Annotated in this window: 18 protein-coding genes; 7 read left to right on the top strand and 11 right to left on the bottom strand. The window is 61.3% G+C overall.

Annotation, left to right across the window (positions count from 1 at the left end):
• Nucleotides 1-4 precede the first annotated feature (4 nt).
• The 10 genes from VMP31_RS17560 to VMP31_RS17605 form a co-directional block, all read right to left on the bottom strand.
• Nucleotides 5-760, bottom strand: a complete 756-nt coding sequence (locus tag VMP31_RS17560; protein ID WP_325508994.1) for a transporter substrate-binding domain-containing protein — start codon at nt 758-760, stop codon at nt 5-7.
• Nucleotides 761-884: 124 nt separating this feature from the next.
• Entirely contained in the window at nt 885-1868 is a 984-nt protein-coding gene (argR, locus tag VMP31_RS17565; RefSeq protein WP_325508995.1) for a transcriptional regulator ArgR, read from the bottom strand.
• Between the two features lie 67 nt (nt 1869-1935).
• Nucleotides 1936-2700 carry an ABC transporter ATP-binding protein gene (locus tag VMP31_RS17570; protein ID WP_325508996.1) on the bottom strand — a complete coding sequence of 255 codons (765 nt, stop codon included), beginning with the start codon at nt 2698-2700 and terminating at the stop codon, nt 1936-1938.
• 18 nt (nt 2701-2718) lie between these two features.
• Nucleotides 2719-3831: a succinylglutamate desuccinylase/aspartoacylase family protein gene (locus VMP31_RS17575; protein WP_325508997.1), complete on the bottom strand. Its 1113-nt coding sequence runs from the start codon at nt 3829-3831 to the stop codon at nt 2719-2721.
• A gap of 10 nt (nt 3832-3841) precedes the next feature.
• A complete protein-coding gene (locus VMP31_RS17580) occupies nt 3842-4540 on the bottom strand; it encodes an ABC transporter permease (RefSeq protein WP_325508998.1) in 699 nt (232 codons plus the stop codon).
• Between the two features lie 15 nt (nt 4541-4555).
• Complete coding sequence (locus VMP31_RS17585) at nt 4556-5245, bottom strand: ABC transporter permease (protein ID WP_325508999.1); 690 nt, start codon at nt 5243-5245, stop codon at nt 4556-4558.
• 176 nt (nt 5246-5421) lie between these two features.
• Nucleotides 5422-6201: an ABC transporter substrate-binding protein gene (locus VMP31_RS17590; RefSeq protein ID WP_325509000.1), complete on the bottom strand. Its 780-nt coding sequence runs from the start codon at nt 6199-6201 to the stop codon at nt 5422-5424.
• A gap of 538 nt (nt 6202-6739) precedes the next feature.
• Nucleotides 6740-8695 (bottom strand): acetate--CoA ligase, encoded by a 1956-nt coding sequence (gene acs, locus VMP31_RS17595; RefSeq protein WP_325509001.1) that lies wholly within the window; start codon nt 8693-8695, stop codon nt 6740-6742.
• 319 nt (nt 8696-9014) lie between these two features.
• A complete protein-coding gene (locus VMP31_RS17600) occupies nt 9015-9932 on the bottom strand; it encodes a DUF4824 family protein (protein WP_325509002.1) in 918 nt (305 codons plus the stop codon).
• Nucleotides 9929-11002 (bottom strand): DUF2157 domain-containing protein, encoded by a 1074-nt coding sequence (locus tag VMP31_RS17605; protein WP_325509003.1) that lies wholly within the window; start codon nt 11000-11002, stop codon nt 9929-9931. Before VMP31_RS17605 ends, VMP31_RS17600 begins: the two co-directional genes overlap by 4 nt.
• A 367-nt stretch (nt 11003-11369) precedes the next feature.
• On the opposite strand from VMP31_RS17605, the gene VMP31_RS17610 reads away from it, so the two are divergent.
• From VMP31_RS17610 to VMP31_RS17620, 3 genes are read left to right on the top strand one after another with little or no spacing between them, the layout of a single operon-like run.
• Complete coding sequence (locus VMP31_RS17610) at nt 11370-12038, top strand: CsgG/HfaB family protein (protein ID WP_325509004.1); 669 nt, start codon at nt 11370-11372, stop codon at nt 12036-12038.
• A gap of 17 nt (nt 12039-12055) precedes the next feature.
• Entirely contained in the window at nt 12056-12412 is a 357-nt protein-coding gene (locus VMP31_RS17615; protein ID WP_325509005.1) for a DUF4810 domain-containing protein, read from the top strand.
• 5 nt (nt 12413-12417) lie between these two features.
• Nucleotides 12418-13080 carry a DUF799 domain-containing protein gene (locus VMP31_RS17620; protein ID WP_325509006.1) on the top strand — a complete coding sequence of 221 codons (663 nt, stop codon included), beginning with the start codon at nt 12418-12420 and terminating at the stop codon, nt 13078-13080.
• Between the two features lie 70 nt (nt 13081-13150).
• Here VMP31_RS17620 and VMP31_RS17625 read toward each other — a convergent pair whose 3' ends face one another.
• Entirely contained in the window at nt 13151-14704 is a 1554-nt protein-coding gene (locus VMP31_RS17625; RefSeq protein ID WP_325509007.1) for a sigma-54-dependent transcriptional regulator, read from the bottom strand.
• 261 nt (nt 14705-14965) lie between these two features.
• Between VMP31_RS17625 and phhA the strand changes: the two genes are divergently transcribed.
• From phhA to VMP31_RS17645, 4 genes are all read left to right on the top strand, one after another.
• Nucleotides 14966-15745: a phenylalanine 4-monooxygenase gene (gene phhA / locus VMP31_RS17630; protein ID WP_325509008.1), complete on the top strand. Its 780-nt coding sequence runs from the start codon at nt 14966-14968 to the stop codon at nt 15743-15745.
• A gap of 110 nt (nt 15746-15855) precedes the next feature.
• On the top strand, nt 15856-16209 hold the full coding sequence (locus tag VMP31_RS17635) for a 4a-hydroxytetrahydrobiopterin dehydratase (protein WP_325509009.1): 354 nt from the start codon (nt 15856-15858) through the stop codon (nt 16207-16209).
• Nucleotides 16206-17402 (top strand): amino acid aminotransferase, encoded by a 1197-nt coding sequence (locus tag VMP31_RS17640; RefSeq protein WP_325509010.1) that lies wholly within the window; start codon nt 16206-16208, stop codon nt 17400-17402. The genes VMP31_RS17635 and VMP31_RS17640 overlap by 4 nt, the downstream gene beginning before the upstream one ends.
• 94 nt (nt 17403-17496) lie before the next feature.
• Nucleotides 17497-18873, top strand: a complete 1377-nt coding sequence (locus VMP31_RS17645; protein WP_325509011.1) for a DUF2254 domain-containing protein — start codon at nt 17497-17499, stop codon at nt 18871-18873.
• The last annotated feature ends 57 nt before the right edge of the window (nt 18874-18930 follow it).

The raw sequence follows: 18930 nt of genomic DNA on the forward strand, positions 1-18930 counted from the left end.
ACGGCTATTCGCTGCCTACGGCCTGCTGCACCAGCTTGTCCAGCGAGCCGTCCGCACGCATCTCCAGCAGGATCTGGTCGAAGCGCTGCAACAGCGCCTGCTGCCGGGCCTGTTTGGCGAATACCAGATAGGTCGGGTTGATGCTCAGGGGCGGTGCCAGGGCCAGTATCTGGCGGATCTGCAGCTGCTGGATAATCCCCTGGCCGGCCAGTTCGATGGCAATTACCGCATCCAGCCTGCCGGAGGCGAGCATCTTGAAATTTGCCTTATCCGAGCTGCTTTCAGTCACCTTGATGCGGCCATTCCTGATCGCTTCGTCGAGGGCTTCGGTGTAACTCCAGCCGCGGATCACGCCGATTCGTTTGCCGTGCAGGTCGCTGACCTGGGTGAAGCGGAATGCCTTGTCCCGATGCACATAGACGATAAGTTTTTCTTCGAAGATGGGCTGCGAATAGTCATACAGCGCCATACGCCGGCTGGTCTTGTAGATGCCGCCCACGCCCACTTCGGCGTTCTCGCTGCGCCTCAGCGCGCGCTTCCACGGCATCGCCTGGATAGCTACCGGCTGCTTGGCGCGAGCGAACACGGCCTGTAGCACCAGGGGATACAGGCCTTTGGCCTGGCCGTCCTGCTGGTACATAAAGGGTGGGTTGGCATTGTCGATGGCGATCAGCGTTTCGGCCCGCAGCACAGGTGCAGCCAGGCCCAGAACAAGGGCCAGCAGAAGGCGCGCCAGGGTTCCCGTCGAGTCAGTATCCATACAGCCTATCTTCCAAAGTTGACGCCATTGGGCACCGCGAGCGCGGGCCAGCCGAGAGCACTGCAACATAGCGCCAGAATCGGGCCGATTCAAGGTGGCGCGGGCGGCCTCTGCCGCCTGCGGCTCAGGCGCGTTCGGTCGGCGGCGTCGAGGTCAGTTCGAAGGGGCTATTGCTGCGCCGCTGGTTGCGGTCTTCCCGCGGGGTGGCACCGAAGAAGTTGCGGTAGGCGCTGGAGAAGTGCGGGCCGGAGGAGAAGCCGCAGGACAGGCCGATCTGGATGATCGACTTGCTGGTTTGCATCAGCAGCTGGCGCGCCTTGTTCAGCCGCAGTTCCAGGTAGTACTGGCTGGGTACGCGGTTGAGGTACTGCTTGAAGATGCGCTCCAGCTGACGCCGCGATACGCACACATGCTGGGCGATTTCGTCGGTGGTCAGCGGTTCCTCGATATTGGCTTCCATCAGCAGCACGGCCTGGGTCAGCTTGGGGTGGCTGGAGCCCAGACGGTTCTGCAACGGAATGCGCTGGCGTTCGCCGCCTTCGCGGATGCGTTCAACCACCAGTTCCTCGCTGACCGCGCCGGCCAGTTCGGCCCCATGGTCGCGAGCCAGCAAGGCCAGCAGCAGGTCGAGCACGGCCATGCCGCCACAGGCAGTCAAGCGGTCGCGGTCCCAGTCGAACAGATGGCTGGTGGCGATCACCTTGGGGAAGCGCTCGGCAAAATCGTCCTGCCAGCGCCAGTGCACCGAAGCGCGATAGCCATCGAGCAGACCCAGTTGCGCCAGCGGGTAGACCCCGGCGGAGATGCCGCCAATCACGCAGCCAGCGCGTACCAGCTGCTTGAGCGCGCCGGACAGCGCCGGAGCCATGGCAGTGGGCGGCTCGTCGGCGAGCAGAAAGAGCTTCTGGCAACCCTCAAGCTTGCCCGCCCAGAGTTCGCCCGGCAGTCGCCAGGCACCCTCGCCCGGCGCTTCGGCCTGGAGGAACACCAGTTCGTAGACCACCTCGGGGTGGACGCGCTGGGCGACGCGCAGCGCTTCTTCGGCCAAGGCCAGGGTCAGGGGCTTGGTCGAGGGCCAAAGCAGGAAGCCAATTCGGTGGGCATTCATGGGGGGCAGTTTAGGCTCTGTTGGCGATTATGGGCATAGCTCGGATGCGTACAGATGTTGCCGTCGGTTACTTCAGGCTGCCAGAGAGAAACTGCTGCAAACGCTCGGATTGCGGATTGGCCAGCACTTCGCGTGGGCAGCCTCGCTCTTCCACCACGCCCTTGTGGAGGAATACCAGCTGGTTGGACACCTCGCGGGCAAAACCCATTTCGTGGGTCACCACGACCATGGTGCGACCTTCCTGGGCCAGGTCCTGCATGACTTTCAGCACCTCGCCGACCAGCTCCGGGTCGAGCGCCGAGGTGGGTTCGTCGAACAGCATCACCTCAGGTTCCATGGCCAGGGCGCGGGCAATCGCCACGCGCTGCTGCTCGCCGCCACTCATATGCGCGGGATAGGCGTCCTTGCGGTGGGCCACGCCGACCTTATTCAGGTAGTGCTCGGCCTTTTCCAGGGCTTCCTTCTTGCTCATGCCGAGCACGTGCACCGGCGCTTCCATGACGTTTTCCAGGGCGCTCATATGCGACCACAGGTTGAAGTGCTGAAACACCATGGCCAGGCGCGAGCGCATGCGCTGCAGCTGCTTGGGGTCGGCGGCCTTGAGCGCGCCGTCCTTGTTGGCCACCAGTTTCAGCTCCTCGCCGTTGAGCAGGATCTTGCCGCCATAGGGCTGCTCGAGCATGTTGATGCAGCGTAGAAAGGTGCTCTTGCCCGAGCCGCTGGAGCCGATGATGCTGATCACATCGCCGGCCTTGGCCGCCAGGGACACGCCCTTGAGAACTTCGTGGGTGCCGTAACGCTTGTGCAGATCCTGAACTTCGAGTTTGTACATGGTTTCCACTCTCTTGAATCAGTCGCTGAGCAAGCGACCCTGGCGAATAGGGGTACGGCCGGCGACCTTGGCCAGCCACAGACCGGGCTGGGCAAAGCGCATCCGTTCACGGGCATAGAGCACACCGTCGGTGGCGGCACAGACGATGCTGTGGCGATCATCCAGCGGATCGATTACTTCGAACAGCGGATCGCCGAGCTTGACCCGCGCCCCCACTGGTTGCAGAAAACTCACCACCCCGGCGTGGGGGGCGTAGGCGTACTGCGTGCCCGCGAACGGGGTGGCCTCGCAGCAGGGCTCGGGGGCGCTCGGCCAGTCGCCGGCAATCAGGCCCTGCTCGGCAAGACAGGCGAGGATCTGCTCGGCACTGGCCTCGGCCCGCGGCCGTTCGGTGTCGGCCATGCCGCCCAGCTCCACCGTCACCGCCAGGCAGGCCAGGGGAATGGCGGCTTCGGGAAAGCGGCGGCTCAGGTGCAACCAGGGCAGTGCGCAGTTCTCGTCGAATGAACCGCCGCCGGAATCCTCCATGGTCAGCACCGCCTCGGCCTGCAGGCGCGCAGCCAGGGAGCGCAGTTGTGGCCACTGCTGCGGCAACAGATAGAGGTGCACCACGGCATCGAAATCACAGTGCAGGTCGAGTACCAGATCGGCGTCGCAGGCATGCCTGAGCAGCAGATGCTGCAGGCCCTGCAACTCCGATGCGGCCGGCGGCAAGGCATCCAGGGCGGCCAACATGGCGGTGCGAATCAGCCGTACATTGGTCGGCCCGTCCGGCCCCAGGCAACCTTCGAGGGCCGGCGCAATGGCCTCGGCCAGGGCGAAGAAGTCGCGGTTGAAATTCTTCCCGCTGGCCAGTTCGAAACGCCCCTGGTGGCTGGCCTGGAGCATCTGCCCGAGGCCAATAGGGTTGGCCAGCGGTACCAGCTCGATCACCCCGGTCAGGCGACCCTGGGCTTCCAGCTCGCGCAAACGACGCTTGAGCTCCACCGCCACACGCATGCCCGGCAGCTCATCGGCGTGCAGGGAGGCCTGGATATAGGCTTTGCACGGGCCGCTGCCGAAACGGAATACGCTCAAGTGGCGTTCTGTGCCCGGGCAGCTCCAGGGCAGTAGGTGATCGATCCGTTGCATGGGAGTCTCCTCAGGCCTTGCGTGGGGCCAGGTAGGCCAGCCAGCGACGCTCGGCCAACTTGAACAGGCGCACCAGGATAAAGGTCAGGAAGAGGTAGAACAGGCCGGCGGTGATAAAGGCTTCGAAGGGCATATAGAAGCGCGAACTGACCGTGCGCGCCGCACCGGTGATGTCGATCAGGGTAACGATGGAGGCCAGCGACGTAGTGTGCAGCATCATGATCACTTCGTTGCTGTACTGCGGCAGCGCCCGGCGCAGCGCCGAAGGCAGGAGGATGCGCCGGTACAGTTTGAAGCGCGACATGCCCATGGCCTTGGCCGCCTCGATCTCGCCGTGGGGCGTGGCTTTGAGGCTGCCGGCGAGGATCTCCGCCGAGTAGGCACTGGTGTTGATGGCGAAGGCCAGGCAGGCGCAGAAGGTGGCGCTGGACAGGTAGGGCCACATAAAGCTTTCGCGCACCGCTTCGAACTGGGCCAGGCCGTAATAGATCAGAAACAGCTGCACCAGCATCGGCGTGCCGCGGATCACATAGGTGTAGAGCCAGGCTGGGAAGTTCACCCAGGGCGACTTGGAGACGCGCATCAGGCCCAGGGGAATGGCCAGCGCCAGACCGCCGGCCAGAGCAATCAGGAGGATCTGCAGGGTCACCATCACGCCACCGAAGTACAGCGGCAGGTTGTCCCAGATCACCGAGAAATCAAAAATCATCGTGGCATTCCCCTGTCAGAGATCGGCGGCTTTGATGCCGACCGAGTAACGTTTTTCCAGGAAACGCAGCGCCAGCAACGACACGCTGGTCAGCACCAGATACAGCGCCGCGACCGCCAGGTAGAAGGTAAAAGGCTCGCGAGTGGCATCGGCCGCGCTTTTCGCCTTGAACATCATGTCCTGCAGCCCCACCACCGAAATCAGCGCGGTGGCCTTGGTCAGCACCAACCAGTTGTTGGTGAAACCGGGAATGGCGAAGCGGATCATCTGCGGCACCAGGATGCGGAAGAACACCTGCATGCCACTCATGCCGTAAGCCGCACCGGCCTCGGCCTGACCTTTGGGGATGGCCATAAAGGCCCCGCGGAAGGTCTCCGACAGGTAGGCACCAAAGATAAAGCCCATGGTGAACACGCCGGCAATAAAGGGGTTGATATCGATATAGTCGTCATAACCGAGCAGCGGCGCGACACGGTTCACGATGTCCTGGCCGCCGTAGAAGATCAGCAGGATCAGCACCAGATCGGGCACCCCACGGATCACCGTGGCGTAGGTTTCCCCCAGCAGCGCCAGCCACTTGATCGGCGACAAACGAAAGGCCGCGCCCAGCAGGCCGAGAAAAATCGCCACCGCCATGGAAGTCAGGGCTAGGGTCAGGGTGAGCCATGCACCGTCGAGAATGGTCGAGCCGTAGCCGTTCAGCATGCTCTGGTTACCTCATACAAGCGCCAGGCGGCGCCAGGAAGCACAACAAAAAATTACCGGGAGCAATTTTTGACGTCGCCCCGCGACGGCCTGAAGGGTGACCACCACGGAGGGTGGTCACAAAAGGTGGCGCAGACCTACAGGCTGCAGGCCTGCGCCACCCTCAGTGAAGGCGATCAGTCGCCGTAGACGTTGAAGTCGAAATACTTGTCCTGCAGCTCCTGATACTTGCCGTTGGCGCGAATGGCGTCGATGGCAGCGCTGATCTTGTCAGCCAGTTCCTTGTCGCCCTTACGCACGGCGATACCGGCACCATGGCCGTAGTACTTCTCTTGGGTGAAGTCCGGGCCTACCAGGACGAAGTCTTTGCCGGCGTCGGTCTTGAGGAAGCCTTCGTCGATATTGACTACGTCGGCCAGGGTTGCGTCCAGACGGCCGGAGGCCAGATCGAGGAAGGCTTCGTTCTGCGAGCTGTAACGCACGACTTCAACGCCAGCCGGCTCAAACTCATCGCTGGCATGACGGTCGTAGATCGACGAACGCTGCACACCGACTTTCTTGCCCTTGAGGTCAACCAGCGGATCGTTGATCACAGTGCCGGCCTTCATCGCCAGCTTGCCAGGGGTGTGGTAGTACTTCTTGGAGAAGTCGACCGACTTCAAACGGTCTTCGGTGATGCTCATGGACGACAGCACGGCGTCGAACTTGCGTACTTTCAGGGCTGGGATCAGGCCGTCGAATTCCTGCTCGATCCATTTGCATTCCACTTTCATCTCTTCGCACAGGGCGACGCCGATGTCGTAGTCGAAGCCGCTGATGTTGCCTTCCGGAGTCTTGAACGCGAACGGTGGGTAAGCCGCTTCGATACCGATACGCAGAGGCTTGGCCTCTTCAGCCATGGCCAGTGGCGACAGCATGGACAGCGCCAGTGCGCCGAGAAGTGCAATCTTCTTCATTTTGTGACTCCTTCGAATGGGAATGGCATCGGTTGGCAGTGAGTGAAGAGCAAGCATCCAGCCATGCATAAATTGTAGTGAGTCGCCGCAAAGCTGCGTTACCTGCAGACCACAAGCGGCTCCAGCCGGGTGAGCGGCATTCTAGCGACAGCTCGAAAGTCGATATTTCTTCAATGCGACAAGTAATTACAAAAGGCCCGGACGGGCAACGCGAGGATATTGACAGCCACCCATAAATATGAGCAGACAGAAAAGACGATTAACCCATAGATAAAGCAATTAACGCGCCTACTATCGAAAAGCCCCAGTCTAAAGGCCTTGCGCAAGGTTTCTGGTTTTCCGGGCAGCGTCGAAACGGCTCCTAAACAGGGCAGAACGTTTCCATGCACCCCACCGCGGTGCGGCCACGTTACCGACGAGTGACAGTCGAAAAGTCGGATTTCAGTCCGACTGCCAATGAACAAGAGGCGCATAACGCACAACGCCCCAGCCGGCTTGTGGCCGAACTGGGGCGTTGCCTGCAGGGGCCGGACCGGAGTCAGGCGGCCTGCATACCGCGATGGGTGTCGATAAGGTGCTGCACCACGCCAGGATCGGCCAACGTGGAGATATCGCCGAGTGCATCGTATTCGGCGGTGGCGATCTTGCGCAGGATGCGGCGCATGATCTTGCCCGAGCGGGTTTTCGGTAGGCCTGGGGCCCACTGAATCACGTCCGGCGAGGCAATCGGACCGATTTCCTTGCGCACCCAGTTCTTCAACTCCTGGCGCAATTGTTCGGAAGGCTCTTCACCGCCATTCAAGGTGACGTAGACATAGATGCCCTGCCCTTTGATGTCGTGCGGCACGCCGACCACGGCGGCCTCGGCGACTTTCGGGTGGGCAACCATGGCGCTTTCGATTTCGGCGGTGCCCATACGGTGGCCGGAAACGTTCAACACGTCATCGACCCGACCGGTAATCCAGTAGTAACCGTCTTCGTCGCGGCGCGCGCCGTCACCGGTGAAATACATGCCCTTGAAGGTCTTGAAATAGGTGTCGACGAAACGGTCGTGGTCGCCGTACAGGGTACGCGCCTGACCCGGCCAGGAATCGATGATCACCAGGTTGCCTTCGGCAGCACCCTCGATCAGGTTACCCAGGTTATCCACCAGGGCCGGCTGCACGCCGAAGAACGGACGGGTCGCCGAACCCGGCTTGAGCGCCGTGGCACCCGGCAGCGGGCTGATCAGGATGCCGCCGGTTTCGGTCTGCCACCAGGTATCGACGATCGGGCAGCGTTCCTGGCCGACAGTCTTGTAGTACCAGTTCCAGGCTTCCGGGTTGATCGGCTCGCCAACCGAACCGAGCAGGCGCAGGCTGGAACCATCGGCCCCAGCAACGGCGGCTTCACCCTGAGCCATCATGGCGCGGATCGCGGTCGGTGCGGTGTAGAGGATATTGACCTTGTGCTTGTCGACGATCTTCGACACCCGGGTGATATCCGGGTAGTTCGGTACGCCTTCGAACAGCAGCGTGGTCGCGCCATTGGCCAGCGGGCCGTAAACGATATAGCTGTGCCCGGTGACCCAGCCCACGTCGGCGGTGCACCAGTAGATATCGCCCGGCTTGTAGTCGAACACCCGCTCGTGGGTCAGCGCCGCATACAGCAGGTAGCCCGCGGTGGTGTGCTGCACGCCCTTGGGCTTGCCGGTGGAGCCGGAGGTGTAAAGGATAAACAGCGCTTCCTCCGCACCCATTTCCTTCGGCGCGCAGACGCTGCCGGCTACCGCCATCAGGTCTTCGTACCAGATGTCGCGGTGCTGGTTCCACTTGATCGGGCTACCGGTGCGCTTGCACACGATAACCTTCTGCACGCTGGCGGTTTCCGGGTTGGTCAGGGCGTCATCGACGTTGGCTTTCAGCGGGGTTTTCTTGCCACCGCGCAGGCCTTCATCGGCGGTGATCACCACCTTGGACTGGCAATCGATAATCCGTCCCGCCAGGGCTTCGGGGGAGAAGCCGCCGAACACCACCGAGTGGATCGCGCCGATACGGGTACAGGCCAACATGGCCACCACGGCCTGCGGAATCATCGGCATATAAATGGTTACGACATCGCCACGGTGCACGTCCTGGCCACGCAAGGCGTTGGCGAACTTGCACACCTGCTCATGCAGCTGGCGGTAGGTGATTTCCTCGTGCTCGGACGGGTCATCGCCTTCCCAGATGATCGCCACCTGATCGCCACGCTCTTCCAGGTGACGGTCCAGGCAGTTGTAGGAAACGTTGAGGGTGCCATCGGCAAACCACTTGATATCGACATGGTGATCGTCGAAGGAGGTTTGTTTGACCTTGGTGAACGGTTTGATCCAGTCCAGGCGCTTGGCCTGCTCACGCCAGAAACCATCGGGGTTGATCACCGACTGCTGGTACATGGCTTTATAGGTGGCCTCATCGGTCAACGACTGAGCCGCCACCTCGGGCCGCACGGGATACAGGGACGCAGCACTCATTGGAAATACCTCGGTGGGTAGTTGTTGTTCTATGGTGCATTTTGTATCCACGACCCCACCTTTGAGCCATTCGACCATGGTCTTAACGGTCTACGACCATGGTTGCGGACACTTTTTCCGGATAAAAAATTGCCGGGAGCAATTTTTAACGTCGCATCGCGACGGCCCGCAGGGTGGCGGCCAGGGATGGCCCGCCATAAAAAAAAGGCGGTCATCTGACCGCCTACCCAAATCATTCCGGGGGGGAATGGAGAAACGCTTGCATCCAAACCACGCAGGATTGGAACGCCGCCACTTTCGCCCAGTACGCCGCACGGGGCTATTGCACCTTGGTCGTAGGCTGCGGCGCGCTCGCCGGCCGGGCGTTCAACGCAACAAACCAGGGCTCCAACCGCCGACCAAAAGCGACTTCGGCGCTAAACAGCTTCTGATAACCCGGGTAGTCCCCGCCCGGCTCCTCAGCCTGCTGTGGCAGGTTGTCGAACGTCGCATGCCAGCGCTGCGGCAGGTTCAGGCTCTGCACCCCTGGGGTGTCGGCCGAGCCACCGAGCTGCCAGGTCCAGCGCTGGTTATCCGGGCGCGGGTCATCGCCCTCGCCCGTCCAGTCAGCCGCCACATTACTGGCCTGCACCGCGATAATGCTGCGCACAATGGCGTAACGCGTGCGGTCCGGGTAACGCGCGCGCAGCGCCTGCTGATCCAGCCCGACATCGACCACCAGCAGACGACTGGCGCGGTGTTGCTCGTAATCCAGCGCATTGCCAGCGTACTGAGCCGCCTCACGCAGCTCCTTGCTGTCCGGCACGGCCTGCTGCAACCGCAGGGCCTCGGCATGGGCGGCGCGCAACAAGGCCACCTCGCGCAGATAGGCCGGGCCATCGAGCTCCAACACCAGCAACGCATCGCGGTCCAGCTGACGGCGGTAGCGCCGCACCGTCTGCTCGTTCAGCTCACTGGGCACCTTAAAGCCCAGTTCGGCCATCTTCTCGGCACTGATCGATAGGTAGTAGTGGTCATCATCCGCCCGGCTGGGCCAACGGTAGTCCAGGCGCAGCGCCAGGCTGCTGTTGTCCTTGCGCCAATAGGTGTAGGTATTGCCCAGCTCGCGCTCGGACAGCTGCAGGCGGCTTTCCTCAGGCGGCTGGCGATTCCAGGCCACACCCGCCAGGACAATGGCGTTGACTAGGCCGATCAGCGCTAGGCCGGCAATCAGATAACGCGCGCCCCCGCCGTTCATTGCGCACCTCCCAGCAGCCCGTGGCGACTGCGCAAGCGCCGCAGCACCAGCAAAATCAGCACCGCACTCAAGCCCAGCACCAGGAAGAACAGGTACTTGGGCATGCTCTCCCACCACCAGTCGAACAGCTTGCTGTAGAGGAAGATCACAAAGAAGCTCAGTCCGGTATTCACCACATCCGCCCACTCGCGGCGCACACCCAGCCAGATCACTAGGGCCGCGAGGATAAAACCGCCAATCTGGTAGGCATTCTCGATGTACTCGGACGAATAATCGAAGTAGCTACCCGCGCCCCAGTGTGACAACACCAGTACCGGCACAAACACCCCGAGCAGGCCAAATACCCGATAGATCACGGCAAAGCCATCGAAACGGCGCTGATCAATCAGCAGCGGCACCGCGAAGATCAGTAGCGCCGGTAGGATGAAATTCTCCGGGCGCTGGGCAAACCCCAGCCAGTAGATGCCATCCCAGCTACCAAGCCGCGCCGCGACAAAAGCCAGCAGACAGCTGAGCCCGGCCGCCAGCAACAGGCGCGTACCGCAGGCATAGGCCAGCAGCAGCGCATAGAGCGCCCAGGGCAGCAAGGCGTTGTTCGAAGGGGTGATATTGAAGATCTGCCCGAGCATGACGATGTTCAGAACAAAACAGGTAAAGGCCACCAACGCCGCCAGTTTGCTGAAATAGCCCGAGCTGTCGCGGCGCTGCACCCACAGCGTCAAACCAAACGAGGCGATGCTCGCAGTCAACAGAATCGCCACCTGGCTGAAGGTGCCGAACAAGCCCCAGAATTGGTAGAACAGAAAAAACACACTGGCCGCCAACGCCAACGCGCCGAGAAACGAGGCGATGCGCATGCCCAGCGAGAGCTGACGGGCCTGGATATCGTGGTCGATATCGAAAGCTGCCAGGTAGCTGTTAAGCAACTGCTGCTGGTAGCCGTGCAGGCTGGCGCGCTGGCTATCACTCAGGTTGAACACCTGCTCCGCCTCAAGGCGCGCCAATTCACGGTTGAAAACACCGATGTCATCGGCACGTTGCTGGGCATCACTGCGGTTTATGTTGGGCATGACAATCCTTGCTGCGGGTCCATCAGGTCGTAGGCTGATCGGCACACTCTAGCGACAAAAACTACGCAGCACACCCAGCTGCGCAGCTCTAATCAAAGTGAATAACGCTGCCCAGAACCACCGCCGCAGCGCGCATGGCATCAAATAGCCAGCAATTCTGGCAAAGCACTCTGATGCCGATTAGAATCGCCGCCGCAGGACGCCCCTTCCCCACCTCCTGGACCTACTGTCATGGATAGACTTATGCCGTCACTCTCGCTCAGCACATGCGACGGCAATCGCCTCCAGCGTTAGCATCTTACGCAATCCCTCGACAGCTTCCCGCCCGCCATTGGCTTTCCCATGCCTAATTATTAACGAGACTCGTATGAACAAGATCATCACCGCCAGCCTCGCAGGCTTGCTTGTACTGCTTAGCGGCTGCGCCACGGAACAATCGCGCACCCTGGAAGTTGCAAAAGTCACCACCGCCAGCAGCCATTACAACGGCCCACGCAGCCCGATTGCCATAGGCAAGTTTGATAACCGCTCCAGCTATATGCGTGGCATTTTTAGTGACAATGTCGATCGCCTCGGCGGGCAGGCCAAAACTATTCTGATCACCCATTTGCAGCAGTCGAACCGCTTCAATGTGCTCGACCGCGACAACCTGGCCGAACTGCAACAAGAATCGGGCTTTTCCAAACAGGCTCAGCAAGTTCGTGGGGCCAACTTTGTCGTCACTGGCGATGTAACCGAATTCGGTCGTAAAGAAGTCGGCGACCATCAGCTGTTTGGCATCCTGGGGCGCGGCAAACAACAGATCGCCTATGCCAAGGTCAACCTGAATATCGTCGATGTGCGGACCTCCGAAGTGGTTTATTCCGCCCAGGGCGCGGGCGAGTACAGCCTGTCCAACCGCGAGATCGTAGGTTTCGGTGGCACTGCCAGCTATGACTCGACGCTCAACGGCAAGGTACTGGATCTGGCGATTCGTGAAGCCGTGAACAACCTGGTTAGCGGTGTCGACAGTGGCGCTTGGCGCCCAGCCAAGTGAGCACGGAGAAATCGCCCATGAACTTCACTCGCCCCGCACTTGTTCTTGCTGCCTTGATTGCCGCAGCCACTCTAGGTGGCTGCGTGACTCAACCGCAGCCGCTCTATTACTGGGATGGCTACCAGCAACAGGTTTACCAGCGTTTCGAAAGCACCAGCAGCGCTGAGGCGCAGATTGCTGCCCTTGAGGAAAGCCTGCAAAAGGCCCGAGCTACTGATCGTGCACTGCCGCCTGGCTTCCACGCACATCTCGGCATGCTGTATGCGGAAATTGGCAAAGCCGATCAGGTGCGCCAGCAATTCGAGACCGAGAAAACCCTGTTCCCTGAGTCCACCCAGTACATGGACTTCCTCATGCGCAAATTTGCCAAGTGATCAGCATGCCCTTTCTAAACCCACTTAAAGCGCTCGCCGCGCTGGCTTCTGCCACGCTATTGGCGGGTTGTGTCACGCAACAACCCTACGATTACAGCGCATTCAAAGAGAGCAGCCCGGCCTCTATCCTGGTTCTGCCGCCCGTTAACAAGTCGCCTGATGTCAAAGCGTCCTACAGCGTTTACTCGCATATCACCCTGCCTCTGAGTGAGGCTGGCTACTATGTGTTGCCCGTTGCCGTGGTCGATGAAACCTTCAAGCAGAACGGCCTGATGAATGCGGATGAAATCCGCGAGGTTTCGCCGAAGAAACTTCACGAGATTTTTGCCGCCGACACGGTGCTGTATATCGACATCACCGAATACGGCAGCAGCTACATGATCATCAGCAGCGAGGTTGCGGTCGCGGTCACAGCAACACTGGTTGATCTGCGCAGCGGCAAGGAACTGTGGAAAGGCGTCGCCCGAGCCAGCACCGCCGAGCAGCAGCAGAACAGCGGCAGCGGACTGGCCGGCATTCTAATCACCGCACTGGTCAACCAGGTGGTGAATACCCTAAGTGAGCGCGGCCATGAAATCGCCGGTATCGCCAGTAACCGTCTGCTCTCGAGCAACCCGGTGAATGGCATTCTGCCTGGGCCAAGAGCGCGGCCGACTACCCCTCGCTAAAGCAGCAACCTACCAAGCCCCTTCGTTGGAGGGGCTGGTATCGTCAAGCGCAGACATGCAGTCGCGACGACTACTCCTTACCCAACCCATGCTGACGCAACTTGTTGGCAATCGTGGTGTGTGACACGCCAAGACGTTTGCCCAGCTGACGGCTGCTCGGGTGGTCGTGGTACAGGCGCTCCAGCACGGCCTTTTCGAAGCGGCCGAGGATATCGTCCAGCCCGCCTTCCACCGAGAACTCGCCCAAGGGCTGCGGCGCGCCGTAGTCCGGCAGGCGGATATGTTCGAGCTTTACCGTACCGCCATCGCACAAGGAAACGGCCTGGAACAGCACGTTCTCCAGCTGACGCACGTTGCCCGGCCAGTGGTAGTGGCCGAGTTTATCCAGCACGTTCGGGGCCAGCTTGGGCAGCGGGCAGCCGATCTGGCGACTGGCCTGGTCGAGAAAGTGCTCCACCAGCGGCGGCAGGCCATCCAGACATTCGCGCAGCGGCGGGATATGCAGGCTCAGCACGTTGAGGCGGTGATAAAGATCCTGGCGGAACTCACCCTTGGCGCACAGCTCGGACAAGTCGACCTGGGTGGCGCAGATCACCCGCACATCCAGATAGACCTCTTCATCACTGCCGACCCGGCGGAAGCAGCCGTCCTGGAGAAAACGCAGCAGCTTGGCTTGCAGGCGCGGGCTCATTTCGCCCACACCATCGAGAAACAGCGTGCCGCCGGCAGTCAGCTCCAGCAGGCCGAGTTTGCCTTCCGGTCGTGCACCTTCGAAGGCACCGGGGCCGTAACCGAACAGCTCGGTCTCAGCCATGGACTCCGGCAAGCCGGCGCAGTTGAGTGCCATAAACGGCGACTGCCCACGCGGGCTGGCCAAGTGGCAGGCGCGCGCCAGCAACTCCTTGCCGGTGCCGGTTTCGCCCTCGATCAGCAGCGGCGCATCCAGCGGGGCCATACGCCGGGCTTCGCGCACCACCGCGGCCATCACCTTGGAACTCTGGAAAATCGAATCGAAGCCGCGCAGTTCCTGCTTGCGCACGTTGTAGATGCGCTCACCAACGCGATCCGCGCGGTGCAGGGTCAATACCGCGCCGGCCATGGCATCGCTTTCGTCGTGCTCGGTTTGCAGCGGTGCGATATCGGCGAGAAACACATCGCCCTTCACTTTCACCCGCAGGCCATTGATCCGCGACTTGTTGGCGCGCACCAGTTCCGGCAGGTCGAAATCCTCGGCATAACGCGACAGCGGAATACCCGGCACCTCATCCACTCGCACCCCGAGCAGCTGCGCCGCGCTGCGGTTGGCCGCGACGATTGAGCCACCCATATCGATGGACAACACCGGGAAATCCAACGCACCAAGCAAGGCATTCAGCTCCAGATGGCGACGCTCGCTGGGCATCAGGCCCACGCGTTTGACGCCGAACACCCCGGAAATCGCCTCGAACTTGGGCCGTAGTGACTGAAACTGCAGGTTGATCAGGTTCGGGCAGTGCAGGTAGATGGCATTGCCCTGCTCGCCACCCACTTCGCCGCGTGCGACGTTGATGCCGTATTCGACCAGCAGATTGAGGATGTCGCGCAGGATGCCGATTCGGTTCTGGCAGTGGACTTTGATACGCATGGCAGGGCTCTTGTTGGTCTTGTTATAGGCCGCCAGCGCTGAGAAATCGACGGAGGCGGCGGATTATTCGTCAAGAATATGTGACAGATTAGCGCAGCAGCAAGACGATACTTCGCCACATCGCCGCACACGTAACCAATTCTTTACGAATTAGCCGCTCCTCTCACCTGCTTCCAGCCCTGCCTAGGGCTGCACAAGCGCACTCACAGGAGTATTTCTGGCTCAAACACAACAACAAAAGCCCCAGCAGGAGGCAGCAGCATGACCCAGTACGTGGCTCGCGAACCGGATGACAGTGGCTTTATCCATTACCCGGAGGCCGAGCATCAGGTGTGGAATACCCTGATCACCCGTCAGCTCAAGGTGATCGAAGGCCGTGCCTGCCAGGAATACCTGGACGGGATCGAGCAGCTCGGTCTGCCCCATGAGCGCATTCCGCAGCTCGGCGAGATCAACCAGGTGCTGCAAGCCACCACCGGCTGGCGCGTGGCGCGGGTGCCGGCGCTGATTCCGTTTCAGACCTTCTTCGAGCTGCTGGCCAGCAAGCAATTCCCGGTGGCGACCTTTATCCGCACGCCGGAGGAGCTGGACTACCTGCAGGAGCCGGATACCTTCCACGAGATTTTTGGCCACTGCCCGCTGCTGACCAACCCCTGGTTCGCCGAATTCACCCACACCTACGGCAAGCTCGGTTTAGCCGCCACCAAGGAAGAGCGTGTATACCTGGCGCGCCTGTACTGGCTGACCATCGAGTTCGGCCTGGTTGATACCAGCCAGGGCCAGCGCATCTACGGCGGCGGCATTCTGTCCTCGCCGAAGGAAACGGTCTACTGCCTGTCCAATGAGCCGCAGCACCTGGCCTTTGACCCAATCGAGGCGATGCGCACGCCCTACCGTATCGACATCCTGCAGCCGCTTTATTTTGTCCTGCCTGAACTCAAGCGCCTGTTCGAACTGGCCCACGAAGACATCATGGCCATGGTCCAGCAAGCCATGCGCCTGGGCCTGCACGCGCCGAAGTTTCCGCCGAAAGCCGCGTAGCTACCTTGTAGGATGGGTTGAGCATCGCGATACCCATCATTTCCCAGTTTGATGGGTATCGCTGCACTCAACCCATCCTACGGCTCACCTTTAGATCCCTGGAGAACCCAATGTCCCTTGCCCAAGCCCAATGCGAAGCCTGCCGCGCCGATGCGCCGAAAGTCAGTGACGAAGAACTGGCCGAACTGATCCGCGAGATCCCGGACTGGAATATCGAAGTGCGTGGCGACCACATGGAGCTGGAGCGGATCTACCTGTTCAAGAATTTCCGCCATGCCCTAGCCTTTACCAACGCGGTCGGCGCCATCGCCGAGGAAGTCGGCCATCACCCGGCGCTGCTCACCGAATGGGGCAAGGTCACCGTGACCTGGTGGAGCCATGAAATGCGCGGCCTGCACCGTAACGACTTCATCATGGCCGCGCGCACCGATGTACTGGCCGCCAGCGCCGAGGGCCGCAAGTGAGCCATTTCCACAGCATCAATCGAGTGCCGGGCGACCCGATTCTCGGCCTGATGGACGCCTATCGGCTTGATCGCAACCCGGCCAAGCTCGACCTCGGCGTGGGCGTGTACAAGGACGCCCAGGGCCTGACGCCGATTCCCCGCGCGGTAAAGCTGGCCGAACAACGGCTGGTGGAAAGCGAAACGACCAAGAGCTATATCGGCGGCCATGGCGACCCGCTGTTTGGCAGCCTGCTGAGCCAGCTTGTGCTGGGCGCAGGCAACCCGCTGCTGGCCGAACGTGCAGGCACCACCCAGACCCCCGGCGGCACCGGTGCGTTGCGCCTGTGTGCGGACTTTATCGGCCACTGCCTGCCGGGCCGTGGCATCTGGCTAAGCGACCCGACCTGGCCGATCCACGAGAGCATCTTTGCTGCCGCAGGCCTACGCGTTGGGCATTACCCCTATGTCGGCGCGGACAACCAGCTGAATGTCGAGGCGATGATTGCCGCCCTCGCCCACGTGCCCAAAGGCGATGTGGTGTTGCTGCACGCCTGCTGTCACAACCCTACCGGCTTCGACCTCACCCCGCGTGACTGGAAGCGCGTGCTGGAGGTGGTAAAAGCCCGCGAGCTGCTGCCGCTGATCGACTTCGCCTACCAGGGTTTTGGCGATGGCCTGGAGCAGGACGCCTTCGCCGTGCGCCTGTTCGCCGCCGAGTTGCCCGAACTGCTGATCACCAGTTCCTGCTCGAAGAATTTCGGCCTGTACCGCGAGCGCACCGGCGCGCTGATCGTCTGCGCTGAGACTGCGGACAAACTGCAGGATGTGCGCAGCCAGCTGGCGTTTATCGCCCGTAACCTGTGGTCCACCCCGCCGGCACACGGCGCGGCAGTGGTCGCCAGCATTCTGGCTGACAGTGAACTGCACAGCCTCTGGGTCAGCGAACTGGAAGCCATGCGCCAGCGCGTCGCCAGCCTGCGCGCCGGTCTGGTCGAAGCCCTGCAGCCTTACGGCCTGAATGAGCGCTTTGCGCATATCGCGCTGCAGCGCGGCATGTTCTCCTACACCGGCCTGAGCCCAACCCAGGTGCAACGCCTGCGTCATGAGTTCAGCGTCTACATGGTCGGCTCAGGCCGGGCGAATATGGCCGGACTCGACGCCGAGCACCTGGATCAGCTGGCCAGCGCCATTTCGCGCGTCTGCAGCAATTGACGCGTACCTGAGTCCCACAGCGACGGGGCTCAGGTAGCAGCATGTGCCGACAAGCTTGCTATAGTCGCCGCACGCCCATCGCACCGAGACGCCCGTGCCCCGCTTGTTGAACTTCGCCTTCCGCCTGTACCAGCGCATCTTGCACAGCCTGGCCCTCTATCCAACGCTGATCGCATTGGGCTTCTTCGTTTTGTGTCTGCTGAGCATGAGCATCGAATACCAGCCCTGGATGATGTCGCTCAAAGGCGAGTTTGATGTCGGCCTGGTGCGCAATGCCGACAATGCCCGCTTGATTCTCGGCACACTGGTCGGCGGCATCCTGTCGCTGATGGTGTTCAGCTTCTCCATGGTCATGGTGGTGCTCAACAATGCCGCCGCCGCGCTGTCACCGCGCGTAGTACCCGGCCTGATCAGCGATAAAAGCCACCAGAAAACCCTGGGTTTCTACCTCGGCACCATCCTCTTCTCGCTGCTGCTGATCACCACGATTGAACTGGACAACTCAACCCAGGTGCCCAGCCTCGGTGTATTGATGGCATTGGCGATGGGCCTCGCCTGCCTCGGCCTGTTTGTGCACTTTATCCACTCGATTTCCCGCTCGATTCAGGTGGAGTACATCCTCAACAACCTGTACCACACCACCCTGGCGAAACTCGCCGCGCGCGAAGCCAAGCTGGCCGCTATCGACGACCTGCCCAGCTGGCCAGAGGATCAAAACTGGCAGGAAATCTGCGCGCAACGCAGCGGTTATTTCAAAGAGCTCAACGTCGACACGATCAACAGCCTCTTGTGTGAGCACGATCTGCGCATGACCGTGATGATCCACCGCGGGTTCTTCGTGATGAGTGGCCGGCCGCTGTTCAAGCTCGACCGCGAGGTCGATCCGGCGATTAGCGATGCGTTGCTCGACTGCTTCGATTTCTTTCTCGAGGAATACGCCCACACCCACTACCTGTTTGGCTGCACGCAGATGTCGGAAATCGCCGTCAAGGCGCTCAGCCCGGGCATCAACGACCCCGGCACGGCGATTACCGCCATCGACCTACTCAGCGTGCTGTTCAGCAAGCGCCTGCCCCTGCCGGACCTGGATGTCACCCTGGCGGACGACGGCCCACCTCGCCTCTGGCATTACGAACTCTCGCTGGATGAGTTGCTGCAACGGGTATTCGGCCCCATTCGCCACTATGGTTGCGCCGATGTGAGTGTGCTGATTGGTTTGCTGCAGGCCTTCAAGAATCTGCTCTACCAGCCGCTGCGCACTACGCAGAAAACCGATCTGCTACGGCATGTGCGCAGCGTGCAGGAAGCCGCCGATCAGCACCTGAGCAACAGCCGCGATCGTGAAGCCATCAACCAGCTGCTCGAACGCATCAACCAGAGCAGTGCAGCCCTGGAGCCTATTGCGCTGCTTGCCATCCCCGGCACTACGAGCGCCGAACAACCTTCGAGCCCTTCGAAGACAACCTTGTAGCGGCCGAGGCCGCGAACGGTATTGGTGCAGCACGGCTTTGCAACGCCCTCGGCACGC

The sequence above is a fragment of the Pseudomonas sp. genome, from assembly GCF_035512415.1.
Lineage (GTDB): Bacteria > Pseudomonadota > Gammaproteobacteria > Pseudomonadales > Pseudomonadaceae > Aquipseudomonas.